Source organism: Rhizobium sp. UBA1881 (genome assembly GCF_002338015.1).
GTDB lineage: Bacteria > Pseudomonadota > Alphaproteobacteria > Rhizobiales > Rhizobiaceae > Rhizobium.
This window is the reverse complement of sequence record NZ_DDHH01000084.1, coordinates 36,768-55,448: the sequence shown is the minus strand read 5'-3', so window position 1 is coordinate 55,448 and position 18,681 is coordinate 36,768. Positions and strand designations below refer to the sequence as shown.

Below are 18,681 nucleotides of genomic sequence, written 5' to 3'. Positions count from 1 at the left end.
GCACGCTCATCCTGGCGCTCGCCTCGCAGATCTCGGTGCCGATGGTGCCGGTGCCGATCACCATGCAGACCTTCGCGGTGACGATGATCGGCGCGCTCTATGGCTGGCGTCTCGGCGCGGCGACGGTTCTCGCCTGGCTCGCTGAAGCAGCCATGGGCTTCCCGGTTCTGGCCGGTGGCGCCGGCGGCCTGGCGCCATTCGCCGGCCCGACGGCGGGCTATCTCGCATCCTTCCCTGTTGTCGCGGCCCTTGCCGGCTGGCTTGCCGCGCGCGGCTGGACCGGCGACGCCGTGATCCGCAGCTTCGCCGCCCACTTCGCCGCCAATATCCTGTGCCTGGCGATCGGCGGCCTGTGGCTCGCAAACCTGCTCGGCATGGAAAAGGCCTGGCTGCTCGGCGTTGCCCCCTTCATCCTGGGCGCCGTGCTGAAATCGGCGCTGGCGGCAGCCGTGCTGAAGGGTATCAGGATCTACACCGGCCGCTGAAATGACCGTTCGCCTGCGCGCCCACCACCTGCTCTGCATGCTCACCTTCGTCGGTGAAGGCTACACGCCCGCCTTCACCGAGAACTACATCCGCATCGCCCGGCGCCTGTCGTCGGGCGAGGAGATCGAGCTGGTCGACGGCCCCGACGATATCTGCGCGCCGCTGCTCTCAGGAACGGCGGCGCATTGCCACAACGAAAGCGTCGTGGTCCGCGACAGGGCGGCGGCGCAAGCCGTCGGCCGTATGCTGGGGATCGCGGTCTGGAAGGGCACTCGCATCTATCCCAACGCGGCGCTGCTGAAACGCCTGCGCCGCAATTTCGCTCTCGGCACGATCCGCAAGGCTTGCGACGAGTGCGAATGGAGCGAACTCTGCAACGATATCGCCGAGCGCGGCTTTACCGATGTACTGGTCGCGGCCAACTAGGCCGCGACTGGCGTCTCCACCGGAAACAGCGCAAGGAACTGCCGCTCGCCCTCTGGCGAAAAGATCACCGAGCGGCTGCCCGCCGTGCGCCGCGCCCAGCCCTTGTCGAAGAAATTCGCCAGCAGCGCCTTGCCGAGGCTGCCGGCCAAATGCGCCCGCCGCTCGCTCCAATCCAGGCAAGAGCGGCAGAGCGGCCGCCGCGATGCCTTGAGGTCGGCGACATTAATCCCGATGCACTGGAACGTCTCCTCGCCCTTCGCCGTCAGCGCCAACCCGTCGCCCACGGCATCGATCGCGCCCTTGGCGACGAGGCTATCCAGCATCCGCACCCCGTAATCGCCGGCAAGATGGTCGTAGCAGATCCGCGCCTTGCGCAGCGCCGGCTCCTTCGGTCCGGGCTGGTGGCGCAGATGTCCACGGCTCGCGGCAAAACCCATCATGCTTTCGATCAGCCGAGCCACCGTCTCGTCGGCAAGCGTGAAATAGCGATGCCGCCCCTGCTTGCGGGGAAGGAGCAGCCCGCCGGCCTCGAGCTTGGCGAGATGCGCGCTCGCCGTCTGCAGTGTGATGCCGCCGACCGCGGCGAGCTCGGTCGCGGTCAGCGCCTTGCCACCCGTCAGCGCGGCCAGCATGTTGGCGCGGGCGGGGTCGCCGATCAGCGCGCCGATCTGGGCGATATCAGGTCCTTCCTTCACGGCTCACCTCCTCAGGATGTCATCTTCCATACTTCGACCGTAGCCGAAGCATCTCCGTCTCGCAACATGGCAAAACCATTCTGCAACCAAGGAGAAAGAGTGATGATCACCTGCTTCATCCGCTACGAAATCGACTCGTTCAAGAAGGATGCCTTCGCCGAATACGCGCGCAACTGGGGCCAGGCCATCCCCCGCAACGGCGCCGACCTCATCGGCTATTTCGCCCCGCATGAGGGTTCCGCGACCACGGCCTACGGCGTCTACAACATCGAAAGCCTTGCCGCCTACGAAGCCTACCGCGCCCGCCTTGCCGCCGATCCGCTTGGCCGCGAGAACTATGAATTCGCAAGACGCGAACGCTTCATCCTCAAGGAGGACCGCATCTTCCTGAAGAACGTCTCGCTCCCCCACGTCGCAAAGGTGCTGCCATGATCGCCGTCATCTTCGAAGTCCTGCCCTATATGGGCGAGCGCCACACCTATCTCGACCTTGCCGGCGAACTGCGCGCCGAGCTTGAGAAGATGGACGGCTTCATCTCAATCGAGCGCTTCGAAAGCCTGACGATGCGCGGCAAGCTGCTCTCGCTCTCCTTCTGGCGCGACGAGGAAGCAGTCAAACGCTGGCGCAACCTAGAATGCCACCGCGCCGCCCAGGCCGCCGGCCGCGGCGGCATTTTCGCCGATTACCGCCTGCGCATCGGCCATGTCGTGCGTGATTACGGGATGAACGAGCGGGACGAGGCGCCGGCAGATAGCCGGGCGGTGCATGATGTGGTGAGGTAATTCACGTGCGCTTGGTGGCCTGCAGTCGCTGCATTTGGCGGCTGTCTTCGAGATGTTGCAGCAGGTCCTGGAACCACCCTTTCGGCAGCGCGCCGATCACACAGCTGTCGAGATTGGGCCTGTCCGAAAGCCAGGAGGCAGGGCGCAGATCGGCGCCCGCCCACACGAAGACGTTCAGCTGATCGGTGTAGATCCAGGAGGGGCTGTCATCGAGTCCCAAATGCCTCTTCAGCTTTATCGGCACTTCAACAGCGCGTTGTGTGTCGGAAGGAGCGCTATGAGACATGCCCAGCGCGTAGGTCAGGATTTCGTTGTCACCTTGATCGCGGGCAAAGACGATCGCGGCCGGATAGACCTTGAAGCCATCCTCCCGATACTGGCTCTGTGAGCGCCACAGGAACTCGTAGGCGACCAGGCATCCTACGGGCGGACGAGGCGGTATCTTCAAGGGATCAGCTCGGCCGCTTCGAAGGGCTGAGCTTTCCATCCTCATCAAGATCGTCAAGTTCGTAAGTCGCGTCGGTTTCAAAGCGCGCATTGCGGATCAGCCGAATTTCTTCGTCGGTCAACTCTCCCGCGAGAATGCTCTTCCGGGACGGTTGCTTTCCTGAGCTTTCGGCTGCCTTGGTCGATCGCATCGCGTGTTCGCTCCTCAGAATTCAATCATAGGCAATGGCCCGCAAACCGGCAAGTGGGTGCCCCATGGCGCGGGCTGGCGATTTTATTTTCCCGAAATCGTACCCCGGTTCAGGCTTTGGTAACCAAGATGAGTAACCATAACAGACAGTAAAGAGCGTAATGTGTATGAGCGAGTTAAAAGATGGCGTCTGTATTTCCGCTTGCCGATCTCAAGGCCTCCGCAAAGCCGGATTCCTGGATCGACACGATCATCAAGGGCGATTGCGTTGCCGCTCTTGAAGCCCTCCCGACCCATTCCGTAGACGTCATTTTCGCCGATCCGCCCTATAACCTGCAGCTCGGCGGCAATCTGCATCGTCCCGATCAGTCGCTGGTCGATGCGGTCGATGACGAATGGGACCAGTTCGCCTCCTTCGAAGCCTATGATGCCTTCACCCGAGCCTGGCTGCTCGCCTGCCGCCGCGTGCTGAAGCCGACCGGCACGCTCTGGGTCATCGGTTCCTATCACAACATCTTCCGCGTCGGCGCGACGCTGCAGGATCTGAATTTCTGGATCTTGAACGACATCGTCTGGCGCAAGACCAACCCGATGCCGAACTTCAAGGGCCGTCGCTTCCAGAACGCCCATGAGACGATGATCTGGGCGAGCCCGAACGCCAAGGCCAAGGGCTACACCTTCAACTACGATGCGCTGAAGGCCTCCAACGACGACGTGCAAATGCGCTCCGACTGGCTGTTCCCGATCTGCAACGGCCACGAGCGCCTGAAGGGCGAGGACGGCAAGAAGGTGCATCCGACGCAGAAGCCGGAAGCGCTGCTTGCCCGCGTCATCATGGCCTCGTCAAAGCCAGGCGACATCATCCTCGACCCGTTCTTCGGCTCGGGCACGACGGGCGCCGTCGCCAAGCGCCTCGGCCGCCACTTCGTCGGCATCGAGCGCGAGCAGGATTACATCGACGCGGCGTCCGCCCGCATCGAGGCCGTCGAGCCGCTCGGCAAGGCGGAGCTGACTGTCATGACCGGCAAGAAGCAGGAGGTCCGCGTGGCCTTCAACACGCTGGTCGAAAGCGGCCTGATCAAGCCCGGCCAGGTGCTGACCGACGCCAAGCGTCGCTATAGCGCGATCGTTCGCGCCGACGGCACGGTTACGGCTGGCGGCGAGGCGGGTTCGATCCATAGAATGGGCGCAAAGGTCCAGGGTTTCGACGCATGCAACGGATGGACATTCTGGCACTTCGACGATGGGCAATCCCTGCGCCCGATCGACGATCTCAGGGCCGTCATCCGCAGTGATCTGGCAAACGCGGGCTGATCCGCGAAAGGCCCGATCGAGACTGCCGTCGACCGGTTTTTGTACCTCCAGTTGCGGAAGACGGCAAAAGGCGCCCGGGATCATACCCCGGGCGTCTTCAGTTCTGGACTTCCGAGAAAAACAAAAGACGCCCGGATCGCTCCGAGCGTCTTTTCAGTTTTCAGCTTTGTCATCTAGCGGCGCAGCAACGCCGTCCGCTCTTCGTCCTCGTCGCGCTGGCGCCCGCCGATCGCGGCGGCGACACTGGCGATGAAGGCGCCGACGAACAGCGACAGCGCGCCGAACAGGGCAACCGCCGAAGCCGTCTTGCGGGCGTTATCCGCAGCTTCCTTGGCGGCAAGCTTGGCGTCGTCGATGCGCTTCATGACGGCGTCGACGCGTGCCTTGGCATCGGTCGCGGACAGGCCGGTGCGGGCAGCAACCACCTGCTCGACAAAGGCCTGGTCATCGGCCGAAAGCTTGCCGTCGACAATGCCGTTCACCAGCACGCGCGTCACCTGGGCATTGACCGCTTCGTCGCTCTGGTTGCCGGCCGCCGGCGCCGTGTTGGCGGGGCGCAGCAAGGCGTCGGTAAAGTAGGCCGGCGAGAAACCGCTCGTGCCATCGCTGGCGCTGACAGCCGCCCCGGCACCCGCGGCGCCGACCGTACCCACCGCTGTCGCGGTGGCCTGCGTGCCGGTGCTGATCACCGACGACAGCGCCGATCCCAGCAATCCGGCAACGACCACTGTTGCCAGCGCCCAGGAGAGGAAACCATGCGCGGTATCGCGGAAGAAGACCTCGTAGGTGTGGACACCGACCCATTTGGTGCGCAACCGGCCGGTCAGATAACCGCCGAGTGCGGCCGAAACCCATTGCACGACGATCAGCCAGATCGCGGCCGTTGCGCCGATCGTGGTCAGCGAGGCGTTGTCATGCGACCAGGGCGATACCATGGTCAGGCCAAGGCCTGAGCCGATCAGGATGAAGATCAGCGAGATCGCGGTCGCGGCCAGCGTGCCGGCGATGATCGGCCCCCAGCTGACGGCGGGAGCCGATGATTCCAGTGGTGCATCGGTCACCACGGTGGAGGAGGTAAAGGACATCGCCGACCCCCTAGTGCCAGAACAGCAGGATGATCAGGATCAGCGGAATCGGAACGCCCAGAAACCACAGCAAGATACCTCTACCCATCATAACCTCCCGTCAGCACGGCTGACTTATCGTTTGCTCAAAACCGCGTCATGCGCGGGTCCTCACAAAACCGTCAACGGCGCTGATTGTTCCTAAGGCGATGAGAGATTTACGGTTTCTCTTCGCGCCGGGAGGGAGGCCTGGAAGCTTCTCCGGCTTAGAAGTCCCGATAATCCTTCACATCCACCCGCGTCACACGTCCCTCCTCGTTGAAGGTGATCGTCTCCTCGCCCTCGCGCACCAGCGGCTTGCCGGTCTTGCTGTGGGTGGCGCGCACCGACCATACGGCGCGCCCGGCATAGGGGCTGACGCGCTCGACAAGCGTGTTGAAGGCCGTCTGGTCGGGATAGTCGTCGAAATATTTGCGGAACGCCGTCATGATCTCGTCGCGGCCCGAAAGACTGCCGACGCCGTTCGAGACATAGGTCGCGTCCTCGGCGAAATAGTCCTCGATCATCTGGTAGTCGAGCCTGTTGATCGCATCGTGAAACAGGGTGATTTCCTTGACTGGATCGAATGCCATGGTCAGACCCTCACGCCGCGTTCTGCAAGATCGGCGCGCAGCTGCTCGGCGCCGGTGAAGAGCACCGCGTCCCATCCCGCCTTCTTGGCGCCTTCGATGTTGGGCGCCGAATCGTCGATGAAGATCGTCGTTGCCGGATTGAGGCCGAAGCTCGCTGTGTGCGCTTCGTAGATCGCGATATCAGGCTTGATCAGGCCGATATCGCCCGAGACGGTGACGCCGCGCGGCTTGGTGAGGAAGGGGAAGCGCGCTTGAGCTTCGCGGAACGTGTCGGAGGCGAAGTTGGTCAGCATCGTCACGTCGCGGCCCTCGGCGATCAGCCCTTCCATGATGGCGACACTGTCGTCGTAGGAGTGCGATACCATCTCGTGCCAGTGCTTGCGGAAGGCGCGGATGTGTTCCGCGCGATCGGGATGCGTTTCGATCAAAAGCGCCTCGGCATCCGCCCATGTGCGGCCGCGATCCTGCTCGATGTTCCAGTCGTGGGTGCAGACATTGTCGAAGAACCACTGCCGCTCGGCTGCATCCGGAATGATGCGGCTGAAGGGAATGTTCGGATCGTAATGGATAAGAACTTTCCCGATATCGAAAACGATATGATCAATAGGCATTTATCCGTCCTTGGACTGTTGAAACGCGCGTGGAATAGCCGTTGTGATCGCTTTTTTCATGACTGTGGGCAATGCCTGCGCGTCAAGATTTGTAACCGGCTCCCACCATCCGTCATCCCGTTCGATTCTGTCGGGGATCGCCACGCGCCAGATCGATAGCCTGAGCTCGAAATGGGTGAAGACATGGGTGACGATGCCCGATGGCTGCCAGTCGGCCGCGAAGGGGGCGGCGTCCGCCGAGGTCTCGCCGTCGATCCGCGCCGTCCAACCCGTCGTCGGCACCTCGGTCATGCCGCCGAGCAACCCGCTCTCGATCCTGCGTCGCAACAGCACTTCGCCATCTGATGTCACCGCCACGAAGGCAGCACCAACGCGAACGGGCTTGGCCTTCTTGGCGGCCTTGACCGGAAAATGCTCGGGATCGTGCAGCGCCAGCGCCTCGCACGATCCGTTGAAGGGACAGAGCGCGCAGGCGGGCCGCTTCGGCGTACAGATCGTGGCGCCGAGATCCATCATCGCCTGCGCGAAATCGCCCGGCCGGTCCGCCGGCGTCAGCAGCGCCACCTTCTGCTTCATCAAGGGTTTGGCTGCAGGCAGCGGCGTCGAGATCGCATAGAGACGCGAAATCACCCGCTCGATATTGCCGTCCATCACGGCAGCCTGCCGGTTGAACGCGATCGCCGCCACCGCCGCTGCCGTATAATCGCCGATCCCCGGCAGCGCCTTCAGCCCTTCCTCCGTATCTGGAAAGATACCGCCATGATCGTATGCCACGGCCTCGGCACATTTCTTCAGGTTGCGGGCCCGCGCGTAATAGCCAAGCCCCGCCCATGCCGCCATCACGTCCTCGCTGGGTGCGGCAGCAAGATCGCCAACCGTCGGCCAGCGCGCGAGGAATTTCAGGAAATAGGCTTTGACTGCTGGAACCGTGGTCTGCTGCAGCATGACCTCGGAAAGCCACACATGATAGGGATCGGGCTTGATCCCGCGCTTTGCCATCGGCGGCGAAACGCGCCAGGGCAGGTCGCGGTGATGGCGATCGTACCAGTCGAGCAGGGGCTTTGCTGAGGGCGCGGTGGTGGTCTTTAAGGTCATCATTTGCCGTGCGGAGGGGACGTGCCCTATACTTGGCGAAGCATTGCCGCCCGATCAAGGCGGCGGCGCCCGATAGCGGCGGCATCCAAAGGTTTCCATGAGTTATCCACGCAAAGGTGAAAAACAGATCTCCGAACTGGCCAACGGCCTGATCGACCCCGTGCTCGCCAAGCGCGCCGGCATCAACACCGCGCTGCTCGGCTCCTGGGACGAGATCGCCGGCGAGGATTTCGCCGATTGCACCCGCCCCGAAAAGATCGCCTGGGCGCGCGGCGGCGATGACGGCAGCTTCCGCCCCGGCGTCTTGACCATCGCCTGCGAAGGCGCCCGCGCCTTGTTTCTCACGCATGCGCAGGGCGAACTCATCCAGCGCATCAACAGCTTCTTCGGCTTCTCCGCCGTCCACCAGATCCGCATCGTCCAGAAGCCGGTCTCCCAAGCCTTCAAACGCTCGCGCACCCCGCCGCCGCTGAAAGGCGAGGCGGCGCGCCGCCTGGAGGGGATGATGGAGGGCATCGACAATGAAAAACTGCGCGAGGCGGTGAAGCGGCTGGGCACGGCGGTGTTGGGGAAGAAGGGGCGCTGACGAGACATCGACGCGTACGCGTCTAGCAAGGAGGAATGCCATGCTTTCCATACTCCTGCTCGAAGAACTCGAAGAGCGACTCGAACGCCTTGCTGTACGCACAGGCCGCTCCACGACCTTTCATGTTCAAGAAGCTCTCGCCCCAATATCTGGATGATCTCGAAGACTTTTACCTCGCCGAGGAACGTCTTGAGGAGGCTCGAAAAAGCGGACGAGAAGGCATTCCCCTTGAAGAAATGATGCGTCGCTACATAAACGAAGCAATCGACGACCCGAGGCCTGATATCGATGCCGACGTTGTTTTCGATCGCATCGAGCGTCGCCACGCTGAGCGCATGAGACGCGAAGGCAAGGACTAAGCGCCGCCTTCCGTGCCAAATAAAATCAAGAGTTGCTTGCCACTCCCGCCCCTTCGTCCCATCAAGGTCACAATTGTTTGAAGAAACTCGTTCATGCGTGCCTTGTTCGCGGCCGTCAGCCGTTATATCGCACTTCCAGCCGCTACTCTCGTTTATGAGGAAATTATGCAGATGTCCGAAATGCAACTGACCAAGCGCCAGCTCCTGGGCGGCGTTGCTGCCGCGACCGCCAGCATGGCGGTCTTCAGCAGCGCCAATGCGGCTGTGGAAATTCCGAAGTCCGACGGCGATGTCGACATGGAAGCCGTGCTGAAGCCGGGCGCTCTGCCGGAAATGGTGCTGGGCAAGGACGACGCCAAGGTCACCATCGTCGAATACATGTCGATGACCTGCCCGCACTGCGCGCACTTCCACACCACCACCTTCGACGAGATCAAGAAGAAGTATGTCGACACCGGCAAGGCTCGCTTCATCATCCGCGAATTCCCCTTCGACCCGCGCGCTGCCGCAGCCTTCATGCTGGCTCGCTGCAATCCGTCCAAGCCTGAAGATCTGAGCACGCCGGAGCAGTATTTCCCGATGGTCTCGATGCTCTTCAAGCAGCAGCAGACCTGGGCCGCTGCCGAAGATGGCCGCGCCGCACTGCTGCAGATGTCCAAACTCGCTGGATTTAGTGAGGAAAGCTTCACGAAGTGCTTGACGAACCAGAAGCTGCTGGATGAAGTGAACGCGACGCGGGAACGGGGTTCAAAGGATTTCGGCGTCAACGCCACGCCGACTTTCCTCATCAACGGGAAGCGCTACTCTGGAGACATGTCGGTTGACATCATGTCGGCCCTTATCGACAGCCTGCTTTAAGCTGAGCCGTTCCTATAAGACGGGCGACGGCGGAAGCCGTGCGCCCGTTTTTTCGTTGGGCCAGCGCCCGGCTGAGGCGACCGCATGAAGTTCAACAAGCTCCGCCTCGTCGGCTTCAAATCCTTCGTCGAACCCGCTGAATTCGTCATCGAGCGCGGCCTGACCGGTGTCGTCGGGCCGAATGGCTGCGGCAAGTCCAATCTTGTCGAGGCGCTGCGCTGGGTGATGGGCGAGAACTCGTACAAGAACATGCGCGCGTCGGGCATGGACGACGTGATCTTCTCCGGTTCCGGCAATCGTCCCGCCCGCAACACCGCCGAGGTGGCGCTCTATCTCGACAATGCCGACCGCACCGCGCCCGCCGGCTTCAACGATAGCGACGAGATCCAGGTCACCCGCCGCATCGAGCGCGAGCAGGGCTCGGTCTACCGCATCAACGGCAAGGAAAGCCGCGCCAAGGATGTGCAGCTGCTCTTCGCCGACGCCTCCACCGGCGCCCGCTCGCCGTCTATGGTGGGGCAGGGGCGTATCGGCGAGCTGATCTCGGCCAAGCCGCAGGCCCGTCGCCAGTTGCTGGAAGAAGCCGCCGGCATTTCCGGCCTGCATTCGCGCCGCCACGAGGCCGAGCTTCGTCTGCGCGCGGCCGAAAGCAATCTCGAACGTCTCGACGACGTGACGTCGCAGCTCGAAAGCCAGATCGAGAGCCTGAAGCGCCAGGCCCGCCAGGCCAATCGCTTCAAGTCGCTTTCCGCCGATATCCGCGCCCGCGAGGCGATGCTCCTGCATATCCGCTGGGTGCAGGCCAAGGAGGCGGAAGCCGAGGCCGACAGCGCGCTCAACCAGGCCACCTCCATCGTCGCCGAAAAGGCGCAGATGCAGATGGAGGCCGCCAAGTCGCAGGGCATATCGAGCCTCAAGCTGCCGGAACTGCGCGAGGGCGAAGCCCGCGCCGCGGCTGCCCTGCAGCGCCTGCAGATCGCCAAGACCCAGCTGGAAGAAGACGCCAACCGCATCCTGCGCCGCCGCGATGAGCTAACCCGCCGCCTGGCACAGCTCTCGGAGGATATCAGGCGCGAGGAGCGGCTCGTCGCAGACAATGCTGAAATCCTCCAGCGCCTCGATGCTGAGGAGGCCGAGATCAACGAGATCCTCGCCGATTCCGGCCGCTACGCGGAAGAGACCCGCGAGGCTTTCGAGGAAGCCGCCGCCAGGCTTGCCGACAGCGAGCGCATCTTCGCCGGCCTGACATCGGAACGCGCCGAGGCCGCCGCCGGCCGCAACCAGCTCGAACGCGCCATCCGCGATCTCTCCGATCGCAAGATGCGCCTCGAGCGCCAGATGGATGAGGCCAATCGCGAGCTGTCAGGCATCGGCGAGCGTATCGCGACGCTGCCCGATCCCGATGAGAAGCGCATGGTGGTCGAAGCCGGCGAAAGCGCTGTCGCCGAGGCTGAAGCCGCCATCCAGGCGGTCGAGCAGGCGCTGGCCGCTGCCCGCCAGACGGAGGCGATGTCGCGTGCGCCGGTCGATCAGGCCCGCGCCCAGCTGAACGCCATCGAGACCGAAGCGCGCACCATTTCCCGCATGCTGGCATCCGGCGCCACGGCCGGCGAATTCGCGCCTGTCGCCGATGATCTCAAGGTCGATCGCGGCTTCGAGACCGCCGTGGGTGCTGCCCTTGGCGATGATCTCGAATCCCCGCTCGACCCGAAGGCGCCCGCCCACTGGTCGGAAAACGGCGATGGCGCGGCCGATCCGGCGCTGCCGTCAGGCGTCACGCCGCTGATCACGCATGTCCGCGCGCCCGCAGCCCTTGCCCGCCGTCTAAAGCAGATCGGCCTCGTCTCCGACGCGGATGCACCGGGCCTGATGGCGAGCCTGAAGCCCGGTCAGCGCCTCGTCACCCGGGATGGCGCCGTCTATCGCTGGGATGGCCACGTCACCGGCGCCGATGCGCCGAGTGCCGCAGCACTCCGGCTTGCCCAGAAGAACCGTCTCTCCGAGCTCGAGAGTGAAGCATCGATCGCCCGCGACGTGTTGGCCGAGGCCGAAGAGCAGCTGGCGATCGCGGCGGAAGCCATCTCGGGCGAGGAACATCGCCTGGCCGAGGCCCGCGATACCGCGCGCATGGCCGCACGCCAGCTGGCGGAAGCGCGCGAGGCTCTGGCGGCCGCCGAGCGCGCCTCCGGCGATCTCATCCGTCGCCGCGATGTCATCGCCGAAGCCGTCAGCCAGCTGCAGAGCCAGCTCGAAGACATCGCCATCCAGGAAGAAAACGCCCGCATCGAGCTCGACGACGCGCCGGATCTCTCCGCACTCGACGAGCGCCTGCGGCTGCAGCAGGCCGATGTGGCGACCGATCGCGGCGCCCTTGCCGAAGCCCGTGCCCGCCACGAGAGCCTGAACCGCGAAAACGACGCCCGCCAGCGCCGCATCATCGCGATCGGCCAGGAGCGCGAGACCTGGCGCCAGCGCGCGGCAAGCGCCGAGGACCACATCGCGACACTGCGCGACCGCGAGGAAGAGGCGCGCGAGGAAGCCGCCGATCTCGAAATGGCGCCGGACGAATTCGACGACAAGCGCCGTGGCCTGCTGAACGAGCTGCAAAAGGCCGATGATGCTAGACGCGCCGCCGCCGATCTGTTGGCTCAGGCCGAGCTGATGCAGCGCGACGTCGATCACAAGGCGGCGATTGCGCTCTCCGAGCTTGCCGAAAGCCGCGAACGCCGCGGCCGCGCCGAAGAGCGCCTGGTTTCGGCCCGCGAAAAGCGCGTGGAGGGCGAGGCGCGCATCCGCGAGGCGCTTAACGTTGCCCCGCACGAAGCCTTCCGGCTCGCCGGCCTCGACGTCATGCAGGCGATGCCTGATCTGCGCGAGGTCGAGCGCGAGCTGGAGCGGCTGAAGATGGAGCGCGAGCGGCTGGGTGCGGTCAACCTGCGCGCCGAGGAAGAGCAAAAGGAATTGAGCGACCGGCTGGCGGCGCTGATCAAAGAGCGCGACGACGTCATCGACGCGATCCGCAAGCTGCGCGGCGCCATCCAGAGCCTGAACCGCGAGGGCCGCGAGCGCCTGATCGCCGCCTTCGATGTCGTCAACACCCAGTTCCAGCGTCTCTTCACCCACCTGTTCGGCGGCGGCACGGCCGAGCTGCAGCTGATCGAATCCGACGATCCGCTGGAAGCAGGCCTCGAAATCCTCGCCCGCCCACCGGGCAAGAAGCCACAGACCATGACGCTGCTCTCGGGCGGCGAGCAGGCGCTGACGGCGATGGCGCTGATCTTCGCGGTGTTTCTCACCAACCCGGCGCCGATCTGCGTGCTCGACGAAGTAGACGCGCCGCTCGACGATCACAACGTCGAGCGCTACTGCAACCTGATGGACGAGATGGCAGCCTCCACCGAGACGCGCTTCGTCATCATCACCCACAACCCGATCACCATGGCCCGTATGAACCGCCTCTTCGGCGTGACGATGGCGGAACAGGGCGTGTCGCAGCTGGTCTCCGTCGACCTGCAAACCGCCGAACAATTGCGCGAGATCGCCTGAGGTCAAGGCGAAACACCCAAAAAAGGTCGCCTCTGAGTAGCTTTCTCACCCAATAAGGTGATGCCTTTTTACCCATCTTGCATTAGAAGAAACTGTATGTGCGGTCCGCAGGGATCGCGCCACCGGTTTTGCGTACAGATTGCCGTGCGCATGTGTTGAGGCTTCCTCCACGTCGTGTCGGCATGCTGAACCCCCCGTCCGGTTTTCCTGGCCGGACGGAAATAAGGCTTTGCGGGACTTTGTTGCGGTCCCGCAAAGCTTTATTACTCTTCCCAAAAGTTCAAACGGTTAGAATGTGCGGATGTTGTGCACTGCAACATTTTGGCCGTATTTGTGCGATTTTCATTTTAACACCAAGGGATTAAGCTGATCCCGATTTTGGTGTTGGGGAGAGCATGACCAAGTGGGTCTATACATTCGGTAATGGCGCGGCGGAGGGGCGAGCGCTCGACCATGAAATGCTGGGCGGCAAGGGGGCCAATCTCGCCGAGATGTGCAGCCTCGGCCTGCCCGTTCCCCCCGGCTTGACCATCACCGCCGACGCCTGTTCCGCCTATTATCGCGATGGCCGCCGTATCTCGGAAGAGGTGCGCGAGCAGGTGCTGTCGGGTATATCGAGCATAGAGGCCGTCACCGGCCGTCGCTTCGGCGCTGGTGCCAGCCCGTTGCTGCTGTCGGTCCGCTCCGGTGCGCGCGTGTCGATGCCGGGTATGATGGACACGGTGCTGAACCTCGGGCTCAACGACGAGACCGTTCAGGCGCTCGGCCATGATGCCGGCGACGCGCGCTTCGCCTGGGATAGCTACCGTCGCTTCATCCAGATGTACGCCGATGTCGTGATGGGCCTCGACAACGAGGTCTTCGAGGAGATCCTGGAAGACGAGAAGGCCCGCCACGGCTACGAATACGATACCGAGATGACTGCGAGCGAATGGCAGCACGTCGTCCATCTCTACAAGGCGGTGCTGGAAGAAGAACTCGGCGAGGAGTTTCCTCAGGATCCGCAGGTGCAGCTCTGGGGCGCGGTCGGCGCGGTGTTTTCGAGCTGGATGAGCGCCCGCGCCGTCACCTATCGCCATCTCCACAATATTCCCGAGAGCTGGGGCACCGCCGTCAATATTCAGGCCATGGTCTTCGGCAATCTCGGCAATTCGTCGGCCACCGGCGTCGCCTTCACCCGCAACCCGTCGACCGGCGAAAAGTCGCTCTACGGCGAGTTTCTGGTCAATGCCCAGGGCGAGGATGTCGTCGCGGGCATCCGCACGCCGCAGAGCATCACCGAAGAGGCGCGCATCTCCTCCGGCTCCGACCGGCCGTCGATGGAAAAGCTGATGCCGGAAGCCTTCCGGGAGTTCGTGGCGATCTGCGATCGTCTCGAGGCGCATTATCTCGACATGCAGGATATCGAGTTCACCATCGAGCGCGGCACGCTCTGGATGTTGCAGACGCGATCAGGCAAGCGCTCGACCCGCGCGGCAATGAAGATCGCCGTCGATATGGTGGATGAGAAGATGATCACCGAGGAGCAGGCAGTGCTGCGCATCGAGCCGTCCTCGCTCGATCAGCTGCTGCATCCGACCATCGACCCCCGCGTTGCGCGCGAGGTGATCGGCACCGGTCTTCCGGCATCGCCGGGTGCTGCATCTGGCGAGATCGTCTTCACCGCCGAAGAGGCGGTCATGGCGGAAGAGGAGGGGCGTAAGGTCATCCTGCTCCGTGTCGAGACCAGCCCCGAGGACATCCACGGCATGCATGCCGCCGAAGGCATCCTCACGACCCGTGGCGGCATGACCAGCCACGCGGCCGTCGTTGCCCGCGGCATGGGCATACCCTGCGTCGTCGGCGCCGGCACCATGCGCATCGATCTGCGCAACGAGCGGCTGATCGGCATGGGCGTGACGCTGAAGAAGGGCGATATCATCACCATCGACGGATCGGCCGGGCAGGTGCTGAAGGGCGAGGTGCCGATGGTGCAGCCGGCGCTCTCGGGCGATTTCGGCCGCATCATGGAATGGGCCGATCGCGTCCGCCGCATGACGGTGCGCACCAACGCCGATACGCCGGCCGACGCCCGCGCCGCCCGCTCCTTCGGCGCCGAGGGCATCGGCCTTTGCCGCACCGAGCACATGTTCTTCGAAGGCGAGCGCATCCATGTCATGCGCGAGATGATTTTGGCGGAAGATGAGGCGGGCCGCCGCACGGCGCTCGACAGGCTGCTCCCCATGCAGCGCGAGGATTTCGAGAGCCTCTTCAACGTCATGCACGGTCTGCCGGTGACGATCCGCCTTCTCGATCCGCCGCTGCATGAATTCCTGCCGAAGACCGACGAGGAAATCGCCGATGTCGCGGCCGCCATGAACATGGACGCGACAGCGCTTCGCCAGCGCGTCGATGCGCTGCACGAGTTCAATCCTATGCTCGGCCATCGCGGCTGCCGCCTGGCGATTTCGTATCCGGAGATCGTCGAGATGCAGGCACGGGCCATCTTCGAGGCTGCCGTCCATGCGGCGCGCGAGACGGGTGCCGCCGTTGTGCCGGAGATCATGGTGCCGCTCGTCGGCCTTCGCTCAGAGCTCGATTACGTCAAGGATCGCATCGATGCCATCGCCCGCGATGTGATGACGGAAGCCGAGATGCAGATCGATTATCTCGTCGGCACGATGATCGAGTTGCCGCGCGCGGCACTGCGCGCCAATATCATCGCCGAAGCCGCCGAGTTCTTCTCCTTCGGCACCAACGACCTGACGCAGACCACCTTCGGCATCTCGCGCGACGACGCCTCGGCCTTCATCCCGACCTACCAGCGCAAGGGCATCATTGAGCATGACCCCTTCATCTCGCTGGATTTCGATGGTGTCGGCGAACTGATCCGCATCGCCACCGAACGCGGTAGGCGCACCCGCGCCGACATGAAGCTCGGCATCTGCGGTGAGCACGGCGGCGATCCGGCCTCGATCCATTTCTGCGAGGGTATCGGCCTCGACTACGTCTCCTGCTCGCCCTTCCGCGTGCCGATCGCCAGATTGGCGGCGGCGCAGGCGGCGATCAAGGAGAGGTCGCTTCGGTAGAACTTATCGATAGCGATAGTACGGGCCGCCGTAATAGGGGCCGCCCATGCGCCATGACATGTCCCGCATCACGTAGTCGCTGTCGGCCCGCATCTGCGCCTGCCGGTTGAGATCGATGCGTTGCAGGCAGGTAGCAAAGCCTTCGGTGCCGCGCTTGAAGCCATAACCCAAGCACTGCCGCTCATCGGCCGCGCGCCGCTCTTCAGGCGTCATCGTCTGGCAGGCCGAAAGGCCGATCGCAATGGCGGCGATGGTGAGCGTTAGCGGGAGAATACGCATGGTTTTATCTTCAACGGATTGATCTTGCTGAAATAGCAGACGCCAAGCCTGTCTAACCGTCAACTAAAAACTCCGTCAGCCGCAAAACTTGTCACGCAGCGCCGGCGGGATCGCCGATCGGCAGCAGCGCCGGATCAAGCGTCGGGTCGTTCGGGTTCTTGCTGTCGCCGGGATCCTGTGCCGGCGTCAGCGGCGGCTTTTCCTGCACGCGGTCGGGAATGCCGGGTGTCGGAGTCGGGCCGCGCGGGGTCTCTGGCGTGGGCACGGGGATCGGGTCGCGATTGGGCATGATTGTCTCCTTTCAAGGGAAAACGATGCCCCCAAGCTTTGGTTCCGGCTTTCGCCCGGATGAGAACCGCTATAAGAAGGCGCCTCACGGAAATGGAAGCGACTGATGGCACTGCGTGATCGATTCTCGAAAAAGCTGACCTGCCCGCAATGCGGCAATAGCGGCTTTGCCGAAGCCTCCGAGACGGACGATCCGAAGCGCAAGCACCCGGGCTTCAACATCGACCAGCTGCCGCGCGGGCTTTTCGTCCAGCGCCAGACCAATTTTCAGGAAACCAGTGTGATCAAGTGCGAATGCGGCCGCAAGTTCGCCTTCCGCACGCTGGCGGAAGCCGCATCGGGCCGCGACTAAACTAGGCTAGACTAGAACCGCTCAAGCACCTCGATAAAAGCATCGGCGAACTGCGCGATATGGGCAGTCTCCGGCGCCGGGCTTTCCATGCGGATATCGGTGCCGTTCTGATCGAGCACCGCGAGCACGATCCGCATGTCGGTGGAAGCGGATGGGATGCGCAGCACCGCGATCCGCTTGCAATCGTCGATCAGCCCTTCGGCAGGCAGGTCGAACAGGAACTCGCCACCGCTCTTGCCAGCTGCCGTGCGCACCGCATCGCAGAAGTCGCTGTCGCCATCGTAGCTTTCGAGCGAAAGCTCAAGCTCCAGAAGCTCCATCGGCAAAAGCGGATCGCTCGCATCGGCCCCTGATAGCGTCGGCATGGGGCTTTCCACTGCAAGCTCGGATGCGATCATTGCTTTTCTCCTGTTCGTCCGTGACCGATGAACATGCTGCAACTGCGGGAAATCAACTCAATATCAGAAAATGCTCACGTAATCCATGCCCGCTTTGGTGGTCTAAAACGTGGGTTCATCGTGAATTGGACACGCTCGCGTAAGACAACAGTTTCAATTTAGGCGAATCTTGCACTAAACAAGTGCTTGGGCGATTTGCGCGTTCATGCGGGACGCGCCGCTTGCGACTAACCGGTAAGTTTGATGGCAATCCGTTTCGACCGCCCCATTTCCAGTGCCGCCCGCTTTTCCAGGCGGTTCGCGGCCTTTGCGCTGGTCTTGTGCCTGGCGGCGCTGATCGGTCACCGCTTCGCTGGCCTCGCCACGCCCTATCTCGTGCTTATCCTCATCGTCGCCACCGGCTTCAGCATCCTGGCCGCGGTTCTCGCCGCAGCCGGCCTGCGCAGCCTGTGGCTCACAGGCGCGGAAGGCGGACATGATGCGCTGAAGGCGCTGATCTTCGCGGCATTGCCGCTTTTCATCGGCGGGCTGGCCGTCGAGCGCTATCTCACCATGCCGGTCATCTATGACGTCTCCACCGATCCCGTCTCTGTGCCGGACTGGCTGAAGACCCCAAGCGCCGACCAGATCTGGCTGAAGCGGGTTCCGGTGACGCCCGAGGATCGCGAAAAGCAGCTGGAAGCCTATCCGGAACTCACCGGCCGCCGCTACGACGGCGCCATCGACCGCGTGCTGGAGGCCGTCAAGAAGGTCGCCAAGCTGAACGGTATCCGCATCACGCGCGCCGAAGGCGACAGCGTGCCGACGCGCGACCCCGAGGACAAACCGGCCGCCAAGCCCCAGGCCCAGACCCAAGCCCAGAACCAAGCCGCCGACAACACCGCCGTGCCCGACGAGGCCCCCGATGTCGTGCCCGTCCCGACGCCGCGCCCCTATGACGACGACGTCGCCCAGCTGATCCGCCGTGCCAATGGCGTGACGCTGCAGGGCGAGACCCGCACGCTGGTTCTCGGCCTGCGCTTCGATGTGATCATCCGCCTGCGCGAAGAGGCCGAGACCACCTTCGTCGACGTCCGCGTCGCCTCCCGCTACGGCCCCTCCGACCTCGGCTTCAGCGCCGATATCGCCGAGGACTATCTGAAAGCGCTGGACGCCGAACTGCTCGGCATCGCCGGCAGCTGATCCGCAGCGTGGGATTGTACGGC

General features: G+C 63.5%; 22 protein-coding genes. 12 read left to right on the top strand and 10 right to left on the bottom strand.

Translation table 11 applies throughout. The features are described from left to right. The coding region (locus tag B3605_RS10335; protein ID WP_296433681.1) for a biotin transporter BioY at nucleotides 1-485 on the top strand (485 nt) is incomplete at its 5' end. Nucleotide 486: 1 nt separating this feature from the next. Next, nucleotides 487-912, top strand: a complete 426-nt coding sequence (locus tag B3605_RS10330) for a DUF1284 domain-containing protein (RefSeq protein ID WP_112944504.1) — start codon at nucleotides 487-489, stop codon at nucleotides 910-912. Here the strand turns inward: B3605_RS10330 and B3605_RS10325 are convergent. After that, a complete protein-coding gene (locus B3605_RS10325) occupies nucleotides 909-1,607 on the bottom strand; it encodes an ArsR/SmtB family transcription factor (RefSeq protein ID WP_112944503.1) in 699 nt (232 codons plus the stop codon). The two genes, B3605_RS10330 and B3605_RS10325, sit on opposite strands and share 4 nt — an antisense overlap. Before the next feature lie 102 nt (nucleotides 1,608-1,709). On the opposite strand from B3605_RS10325, the gene B3605_RS10320 reads away from it, so the two are divergent. Together B3605_RS10320 and B3605_RS10315 are read left to right on the top strand one after the other, a co-directional pair. Continuing rightward, nucleotides 1,710-2,039: an NIPSNAP family protein gene (locus B3605_RS10320; protein ID WP_112944502.1), complete on the top strand. Its 330-nt coding sequence runs from the start codon at nucleotides 1,710-1,712 to the stop codon at nucleotides 2,037-2,039. Continuing rightward, nucleotides 2,036-2,389 (top strand): antibiotic biosynthesis monooxygenase family protein, encoded by a 354-nt coding sequence (locus tag B3605_RS10315; RefSeq protein WP_112944501.1) that lies wholly within the window; start codon nucleotides 2,036-2,038, stop codon nucleotides 2,387-2,389. Before B3605_RS10320 ends, B3605_RS10315 begins: the two co-directional genes overlap by 4 nt. A gap of 1 nt (nucleotide 2,390) precedes the next feature. Here the strand turns inward: B3605_RS10315 and B3605_RS10310 are convergent, their stop codons facing one another. After that, a complete protein-coding gene (locus B3605_RS10310) occupies nucleotides 2,391-2,876 on the bottom strand; it encodes a hypothetical protein (protein WP_296433677.1) in 486 nt (161 codons plus the stop codon). Continuing rightward, nucleotides 2,842-3,027: a hypothetical protein gene (locus B3605_RS10305; protein WP_112944499.1), complete on the bottom strand. Its 186-nt coding sequence runs from the start codon at nucleotides 3,025-3,027 to the stop codon at nucleotides 2,842-2,844. Before B3605_RS10305 ends, B3605_RS10310 begins: the two co-directional genes overlap by 35 nt. Nucleotides 3,028-3,209: 182 nt before the next feature. Here B3605_RS10305 and B3605_RS10300 point away from each other — a divergent pair, with 182 nt between their 5' ends. Then, nucleotides 3,210-4,340: a site-specific DNA-methyltransferase gene (locus B3605_RS10300; protein ID WP_047507873.1), complete on the top strand. Its 1,131-nt coding sequence runs from the start codon at nucleotides 3,210-3,212 to the stop codon at nucleotides 4,338-4,340. A gap of 173 nt (nucleotides 4,341-4,513) precedes the next feature. Here the strand turns inward: B3605_RS10300 and B3605_RS10295 are convergent, their stop codons facing one another. From B3605_RS10295 to mutY, 4 genes are all read right to left on the bottom strand, one after another. Next, the gene (locus B3605_RS10295) at nucleotides 4,514-5,425 is read right to left on the bottom strand and encodes a hypothetical protein (RefSeq protein WP_112944498.1); all 912 of its coding nucleotides are present in this window, start codon (nucleotides 5,423-5,425) and stop codon (nucleotides 4,514-4,516) included. Between the two features lie 245 nt (nucleotides 5,426-5,670). After that, entirely contained in the window at nucleotides 5,671-6,036 is a 366-nt protein-coding gene (locus B3605_RS10290; RefSeq protein WP_112944497.1) for a nuclear transport factor 2 family protein, read from the bottom strand. A gap of 2 nt (nucleotides 6,037-6,038) precedes the next feature. Then, complete coding sequence (locus tag B3605_RS10285; RefSeq protein WP_112944496.1) at nucleotides 6,039-6,647, bottom strand: HAD family hydrolase; 609 nt, start codon at nucleotides 6,645-6,647, stop codon at nucleotides 6,039-6,041. Next, nucleotides 6,648-7,745 carry an A/G-specific adenine glycosylase gene (mutY, locus tag B3605_RS10280; RefSeq protein WP_112944495.1) on the bottom strand — a complete coding sequence of 366 codons (1,098 nt, stop codon included), beginning with the start codon at nucleotides 7,743-7,745 and terminating at the stop codon, nucleotides 6,648-6,650. 94 nt (nucleotides 7,746-7,839) lie between these two features. On the opposite strand from mutY, the gene B3605_RS10275 reads away from it, so the two are divergent. The 5 genes from B3605_RS10275 to ppdK all read left to right on the top strand — a co-directional run bounded on the left by B3605_RS10275 (nucleotide 7,840) and on the right by ppdK (nucleotide 16,159). Continuing rightward, nucleotides 7,840-8,328: a DUF721 domain-containing protein gene (locus tag B3605_RS10275; RefSeq protein ID WP_111564363.1), complete on the top strand. Its 489-nt coding sequence runs from the start codon at nucleotides 7,840-7,842 to the stop codon at nucleotides 8,326-8,328. A 122-nt stretch (nucleotides 8,329-8,450) separates the two neighbouring features. Next, nucleotides 8,451-8,687, top strand: coding sequence for a hypothetical protein (locus tag B3605_RS10270; protein WP_296433672.1), 237 nt, complete (start codon nucleotides 8,451-8,453; stop codon nucleotides 8,685-8,687). Nucleotides 8,688-8,852: 165 nt separating this feature from the next. Next, nucleotides 8,853-9,545 (top strand): DsbA family protein, encoded by a 693-nt coding sequence (locus B3605_RS10265; RefSeq protein WP_112944516.1) that lies wholly within the window; start codon nucleotides 8,853-8,855, stop codon nucleotides 9,543-9,545. Between the two features lie 84 nt (nucleotides 9,546-9,629). After that, entirely contained in the window at nucleotides 9,630-13,091 is a 3,462-nt protein-coding gene (smc, locus tag B3605_RS10260; RefSeq protein ID WP_112944493.1) for a chromosome segregation protein SMC, read from the top strand. A 395-nt stretch (nucleotides 13,092-13,486) separates the two neighbouring features. Beyond that, the gene (ppdK, locus tag B3605_RS10255; RefSeq protein WP_112944492.1) at nucleotides 13,487-16,159 is read left to right on the top strand and encodes a pyruvate, phosphate dikinase; all 2,673 of its coding nucleotides are present in this window, start codon (nucleotides 13,487-13,489) and stop codon (nucleotides 16,157-16,159) included. A 3-nt stretch (nucleotides 16,160-16,162) separates the two neighbouring features. Here the strand turns inward: ppdK and B3605_RS10250 are convergent, their stop codons facing one another. Next, nucleotides 16,163-16,438 (bottom strand): hypothetical protein, encoded by a 276-nt coding sequence (locus B3605_RS10250; protein WP_112944491.1) that lies wholly within the window; start codon nucleotides 16,436-16,438, stop codon nucleotides 16,163-16,165. Nucleotides 16,439-16,529: 91 nt separating this feature from the next. Beyond that, complete coding sequence (locus B3605_RS10245) at nucleotides 16,530-16,727, bottom strand: hypothetical protein (protein WP_018899035.1); 198 nt, start codon at nucleotides 16,725-16,727, stop codon at nucleotides 16,530-16,532. 105 nt (nucleotides 16,728-16,832) lie between these two features. Here B3605_RS10245 and B3605_RS10240 point away from each other — a divergent pair, with 105 nt between their 5' ends. After that, nucleotides 16,833-17,078: a hypothetical protein gene (locus B3605_RS10240; protein ID WP_018899034.1), complete on the top strand. Its 246-nt coding sequence runs from the start codon at nucleotides 16,833-16,835 to the stop codon at nucleotides 17,076-17,078. An 11-nt stretch (nucleotides 17,079-17,089) separates the two neighbouring features. On the opposite strand, the gene B3605_RS10235 is transcribed toward B3605_RS10240, so the two are convergent. Then, nucleotides 17,090-17,476: a hypothetical protein gene (locus B3605_RS10235; RefSeq protein ID WP_018899033.1), complete on the bottom strand. Its 387-nt coding sequence runs from the start codon at nucleotides 17,474-17,476 to the stop codon at nucleotides 17,090-17,092. A 243-nt stretch (nucleotides 17,477-17,719) separates the two neighbouring features. Here B3605_RS10235 and B3605_RS10230 point away from each other — a divergent pair, with 243 nt between their 5' ends. Continuing rightward, the gene (locus tag B3605_RS10230) at nucleotides 17,720-18,658 is read left to right on the top strand and encodes a DUF1499 domain-containing protein (RefSeq protein ID WP_112944490.1); all 939 of its coding nucleotides are present in this window, start codon (nucleotides 17,720-17,722) and stop codon (nucleotides 18,656-18,658) included. Nucleotides 18,659-18,681: the final 23 nt, after the last annotated feature.

Bases quoted from the DNA above. Each gene is read 5' to 3' on its own strand.
- B3605_RS10275 (WP_111564363.1), top strand. From the start codon at position 7,840: ATGAGTTATCCACGCAAAGGTGAAAAACAGATCTCCGAACTGGCCAAC.
- smc (WP_112944493.1), top strand. From the start codon at position 9,630: ATGAAGTTCAACAAGCTCCGCCTCGTCGGCTTCAAATCCTTCGTCGAA.
- mutY (WP_112944495.1), bottom strand. From the start codon at position 7,745: ATGATGACCTTAAAGACCACCACCGCGCCCTCAGCAAAGCCCCTGCTC.
- B3605_RS10285 (WP_112944496.1), bottom strand. From the start codon at position 6,647: ATGCCTATTGATCATATCGTTTTCGATATCGGGAAAGTTCTTATCCAT.
- B3605_RS10320 (WP_112944502.1), top strand. From the start codon at position 1,710: ATGATCACCTGCTTCATCCGCTACGAAATCGACTCGTTCAAGAAGGAT.
- B3605_RS10330 (WP_112944504.1), top strand. From the start codon at position 487: ATGACCGTTCGCCTGCGCGCCCACCACCTGCTCTGCATGCTCACCTTC.
- B3605_RS10295 (WP_112944498.1), bottom strand. From the start codon at position 5,425: ATGTCCTTTACCTCCTCCACCGTGGTGACCGATGCACCACTGGAATCA.
- B3605_RS10315 (WP_112944501.1), top strand. From the start codon at position 2,036: ATGATCGCCGTCATCTTCGAAGTCCTGCCCTATATGGGCGAGCGCCAC.
- B3605_RS10270 (WP_296433672.1), top strand. From the start codon at position 8,451: ATGTTCAAGAAGCTCTCGCCCCAATATCTGGATGATCTCGAAGACTTT.
- B3605_RS10290 (WP_112944497.1), bottom strand. From the start codon at position 6,036: ATGGCATTCGATCCAGTCAAGGAAATCACCCTGTTTCACGATGCGATC.
- B3605_RS10265 (WP_112944516.1), top strand. From the start codon at position 8,853: ATGCAGATGTCCGAAATGCAACTGACCAAGCGCCAGCTCCTGGGCGGC.
- B3605_RS10310 (WP_296433677.1), bottom strand. From the start codon at position 2,876: ATGGAAAGCTCAGCCCTTCGAAGCGGCCGAGCTGATCCCTTGAAGATA.
- B3605_RS10300 (WP_047507873.1), top strand. From the start codon at position 3,210: ATGGCGTCTGTATTTCCGCTTGCCGATCTCAAGGCCTCCGCAAAGCCG.
- B3605_RS10305 (WP_112944499.1), bottom strand. From the start codon at position 3,027: ATGCGATCGACCAAGGCAGCCGAAAGCTCAGGAAAGCAACCGTCCCGG.
- B3605_RS10250 (WP_112944491.1), bottom strand. From the start codon at position 16,438: ATGCGTATTCTCCCGCTAACGCTCACCATCGCCGCCATTGCGATCGGC.
- B3605_RS10230 (WP_112944490.1), top strand. From the start codon at position 17,720: ATGGCAATCCGTTTCGACCGCCCCATTTCCAGTGCCGCCCGCTTTTCC.
- B3605_RS10235 (WP_018899033.1), bottom strand. From the start codon at position 17,476: ATGATCGCATCCGAGCTTGCAGTGGAAAGCCCCATGCCGACGCTATCA.
- ppdK (WP_112944492.1), top strand. From the start codon at position 13,487: ATGACCAAGTGGGTCTATACATTCGGTAATGGCGCGGCGGAGGGGCGA.
- B3605_RS10240 (WP_018899034.1), top strand. From the start codon at position 16,833: ATGGCACTGCGTGATCGATTCTCGAAAAAGCTGACCTGCCCGCAATGC.
- B3605_RS10245 (WP_018899035.1), bottom strand. From the start codon at position 16,727: ATGCCCAATCGCGACCCGATCCCCGTGCCCACGCCAGAGACCCCGCGC.